Genomic DNA, 3,800 nt, shown 5'->3' on the forward strand with positions numbered 1-3,800 from the left:
CGTCAGGGGCGGGCGCGGCACGGTGCGGGTCAGGACTCCGGCAGCGCGGCCAGCTGGCCCTCGATGCGGGCGATGTCCGCCTCCGCCTTGGACAGGCGGCCGCGGATCTTGTCGACGACGTGGTCCGGCGCCTTCGCGAGGAACGCCTCGTTGCCGAGCTTGCCGTTCGCCTGGGCGACCTCCTTGCGCGCGGCCTCCAGGTCCTTCGTGAGGCGCTTGCGCTCGGCGGCGACGTCGATGGTGCCGGACAGGTCGAGGGCGACCGTCGCGCCGGCGACCGGGAGGGTCGCGGTGGCGTGAAAGCCGTCGCCCTCCGGCTGGAGCCGCAGCAGCTGGCGGATGGCCGCCTCGTGCGGGGCGAGCGCCGTGCCGGTGAGGGTGAGCCGGGCCGGGACCTTCTGGCCGGGCTGGAGCCCCTGGTCGGAGCGGAAGCGGCGGACCTCGGTGACCACGCTCCGGACGAGCGCGATCTCCTGCTCGGCGGCGACGTCGCGGAAGTTGCTGTCACGCGGCCAGTCGGCGACGACCAGCGACTCGCCGCCCGTCAGCGTCGTCCACAGCGTCTCGGTGAGGAACGGCATGACCGGGTGCAGCACCCGCAGCATGACGTCGAGGACCTCGCCGAGGACCCGCGCGGAGACCTTCGCCTGCTCGCCGCCCGCGAAGAACGTCGTCTTCGACAGCTCGACGTACCAGTCGAAGACCTCGTCCCACGCGAAGTGGTAGAGGCTCTCGCTGAGCTTGGCGAACTGGAAGTCGTCGTAGAACGCGTCGACCCGCGCCACGGTCTCGTTCAGCCGGGACAGGATCCAGCGGTCGGTCGTGGTGAGCTGCTCGACGGCCGGGAGCGGGCCCTCGACGGTCGCGCCGTTCATCATCGCGAACCGGGTCGCGTTCCAGATCTTGTTGGCGAACTTGCCCGACGCCTGGACCCAGTCCTCGCCGATCGGGACGTCCGCGCCGGGGTTCGCGCCCTTGGCGAGGGTGAAGCGGACGGCGTCGGAGCCGTAGGCGTCCATCCAGGTGATCGGGTCGACCGCGTTGGGGTTGGACTTCGACATCTTCTTGCCGAACTCGTCGCGGACGAGCCCGGTCAGCGCGACGGTCTTGAACGGGACCTCGCCGTCCATCGCGTACAGGCCGAACATCATCATCCGGACGACCCAGAAGAAGATGATGTCGTGCCCGGTCAGCAGGACGTCGGTCGAGTAGAACTTCTCCAGGTCCGGGGTCCGCTCCGGCCAGCCGAGGGTGGAGAACGGCCACAGGCCGGAGGAGAACCAGGTGTCGAGGACGTCCTCGTCCTGGGTCCAGCCCTCGGCCGCGGTGCCGGGCGCCGGGTCGTCGGGGCCGGTGCAGACGACCTCGCCGTTCGGGCCGTACCAGACGGGGATGCGGTGGCCCCACCACAGCTGGCGCGAGATGCACCAGTCGTTGAGGTTGTCGACCCAGTCGAAGTAGCGCTTCTCCATCTCGCGCGGGTGCAGCTCGACCCGGCCGTCGCGGACCGCGTCGCCGGCCGCGGTGGCCAGCGACTCGACCTTGACCCACCACTGCAGCGAGAGCCGCGGCTCGACCGTGGTCTTGCAGCGGGAGCAGTGGCCGACGGAGTGGACGTACGGGCGCTTCTCGGCGACGACGCGACCCTGGTCGCGCAGCGCCTCGACGATCGCGGCGCGCGCCTCGTAGCGGTCCAGGCCCTGGAACGGTCCCGGGACGGTGATGATCGCCCGCTCGTCCATGATCGTGAGCATCTCGAGGCCGTGCCGCTGGCCGATCGCGAAGTCGTTCGGGTCGTGGGCCGGGGTCACCTTGACCGCGCCGGTGCCGAACGACGGGTCGACGTGGGCGTCGGCGACGACGGGGATCGTGCGGTCGGTCAGCGGCAGCTTGATGCGCTTGCCGACCAGGTGCGCGTACCGCTCGTCCTCGGGGTGGACGGCGACGGCGGTGTCGCCGAGCATCGTCTCGACCCGGGTGGTCGCGACGACCAGCGTCTCGTCGCCCTCGCCGTACTTCAGCGAGACCAGCTCGCCGGCGTCCTCCTGGTAGTCCACCTCGATGTCGGAGATGGCCGTCAGGCAGCGCGGGCACCAGTTGATGATCCGCTCGGCGCGGTAGATCAGCTCGTCGTCGTAGAGCTGCTTGAAGATGGTCTGGACGGCGCGGGAGAGGCCCTCGTCCATGGTGAAGCGCTCGCGCGACCAGTCCAGGCCCGCGCCGAGGCGGCGCAGCTGGCCGAGGATGCGGCCGCCGTACTCCTGCTTCCACTGCCAGGTGCGCTCGACGAAGGCCTCGCGGCCGATGTCGTGACGCGACTTCCCCTCCTCGGCGAGCTGCTGCTCGACCTTGTTCTGGGTGGCGATGCCGGCGTGGTCCATGCCGGGCAGCCAGAGCGTCTCGAAGCCCTGCATGCGCTTGCGGCGGGTGAGCGCGTCCATGAGCGTGACCTGGAAGGCGTGGCCCAGGTGCAGCGCGCCGGTGACGTTCGGCGGCGGGATGACGATGGTGTACGGCGGCTTCTCGCTCGCCGCGTCCGCCTGGAAGTAGCCTCGCTCCACCCAGCGCTCGTACAGCTTCGACTCGACCTCGGCCGGTACGTACGTCGTCGGCAGGTCGGCGGAGGTTGCTTCGGGCGTCTTGGGGATCGCGTTCTCGGTCACCGCGCCAGTTTACGGCCGTCACGACCGGGTTCCGAACCCGATTGATTCCGTAACGGTCCGGTCCCGGGCGGCCTCGCACGGGTGTCGTTCCGACAGGATGTTCGGGACGCGTAAGTGCCCACAAGGGGGATCCAGTCCATGAGCCACAACCAGCCCGGCCCGTACGGCGGCCAGCCCCAGCAGCCCGGCCCGTACGGCGGCGGCCAGCAGCCCGGCGGCCAGCCCGGTTACGGCTACCCGCAGCAGCCCCCGCAGACCCAGCCCTACGGCCAGCCGCAGCAGCCGCCGACCCAGCCGTACGGCTACCCGCAGCAGGGTCAGCCCCCGTACGGCGGCCACGCCGGCCCCTACGACCAGACCTCGCAGTACGGCCAGGTCCCGCCGCCCCCGCCGGCCCCGAAGAAGAAGACGGGCCTGATCGTCGGCATCGCGGTCGCGGCGGTCGTGGTCGTCGGCGGCCTCGGCTGGTTGTTCGCCTCGGGCAGCGGCTCCTCGGTCGGCGACGACGGCAAGACCTACAAGCTGGCGACGCCGGCGACGGTCCTGGACGGGGAGTACAAGAAGGGCAAGGGCACCGGCAACGACGACCCGATCGGGGCCAAGGACGCCGCGAAGATGCGGGAGTTCGGCGTCAAGGACATCAAGACCGCCGGGAGCGACTACGCGTCCGGCGACGGCGGCGACATGGCCAAGCAGCTGAACTTCAGCGGCGGTTACGGCGAGATCGAGGACCCCGAGGCGTTCCTCGACAAGATGTTCGCGGAGATGAAGAAGGAGGTCGACAAGGGGAAGTCGGGCTCCGGCGGCTTCGGCCTGGTCGGCGACCCCAAGGACGTCGAGCCCGACGGCCTGGAGAACGCCGTCATGAAGTGCCAGGAGATGAAGCTGGACATGGGCGGCGCGAGCGCCGAGGGCATGCCCGACGCGTTCACCTTCCCGGTCTGCGTGTGGGCCGACAGCAGCACCTTCGCGGCCGTGACCGCCGTGGACCCGGCGGCGATGATGAGCGGCAAGGGCGGCTCCATCGAGGACACCGCCGCGCTGGCCGCGAAGCTGCACAGCGACCCGAAGGTCCGCGTCGAGGTCAAGTAGCGCCCCGCCCGTACGACGAAGGGGGCCCGGCACACCGCGTGTGCC

2 protein-coding genes are annotated in these 3,800 nt (G+C 70.7%); one reads left to right on the forward strand and one right to left on the reverse strand.

Translation table 11 applies throughout. The features are described 5' to 3' along the window. Positions 1 to 29 precede the first annotated feature (29 nt). Entirely contained in the window at positions 30 to 2,663 is a 2,634-nt protein-coding gene (locus tag ACFWEG_RS28485; protein ID WP_387220851.1) for a valine--tRNA ligase, read from the reverse strand. A gap of 138 nt (positions 2,664 to 2,801) precedes the next feature. Between ACFWEG_RS28485 and ACFWEG_RS28490 the strand changes: the two genes are divergently transcribed. Further along, complete coding sequence (locus tag ACFWEG_RS28490; RefSeq protein WP_387220853.1) at positions 2,802 to 3,755, forward strand: hypothetical protein; 954 nt, start codon at positions 2,802 to 2,804, stop codon at positions 3,753 to 3,755. Positions 3,756 to 3,800 lie beyond the last annotated feature (45 nt).

Origin of the sequence: Streptomyces sp. NPDC060194 (assembly GCF_042728285.1) — a bacterium.
Lineage (GTDB): Bacteria > Actinomycetota > Actinomycetes > Streptomycetales > Streptomycetaceae > Streptomyces.

Coding starts and splice junctions, on each gene's coding strand:
- ACFWEG_RS28490 (WP_387220853.1), top strand. CDS start 2,802: ATGAGCCACAACCAGCCCGGCCCGTACGGCGGCCAGCCCCAGCAGCCC.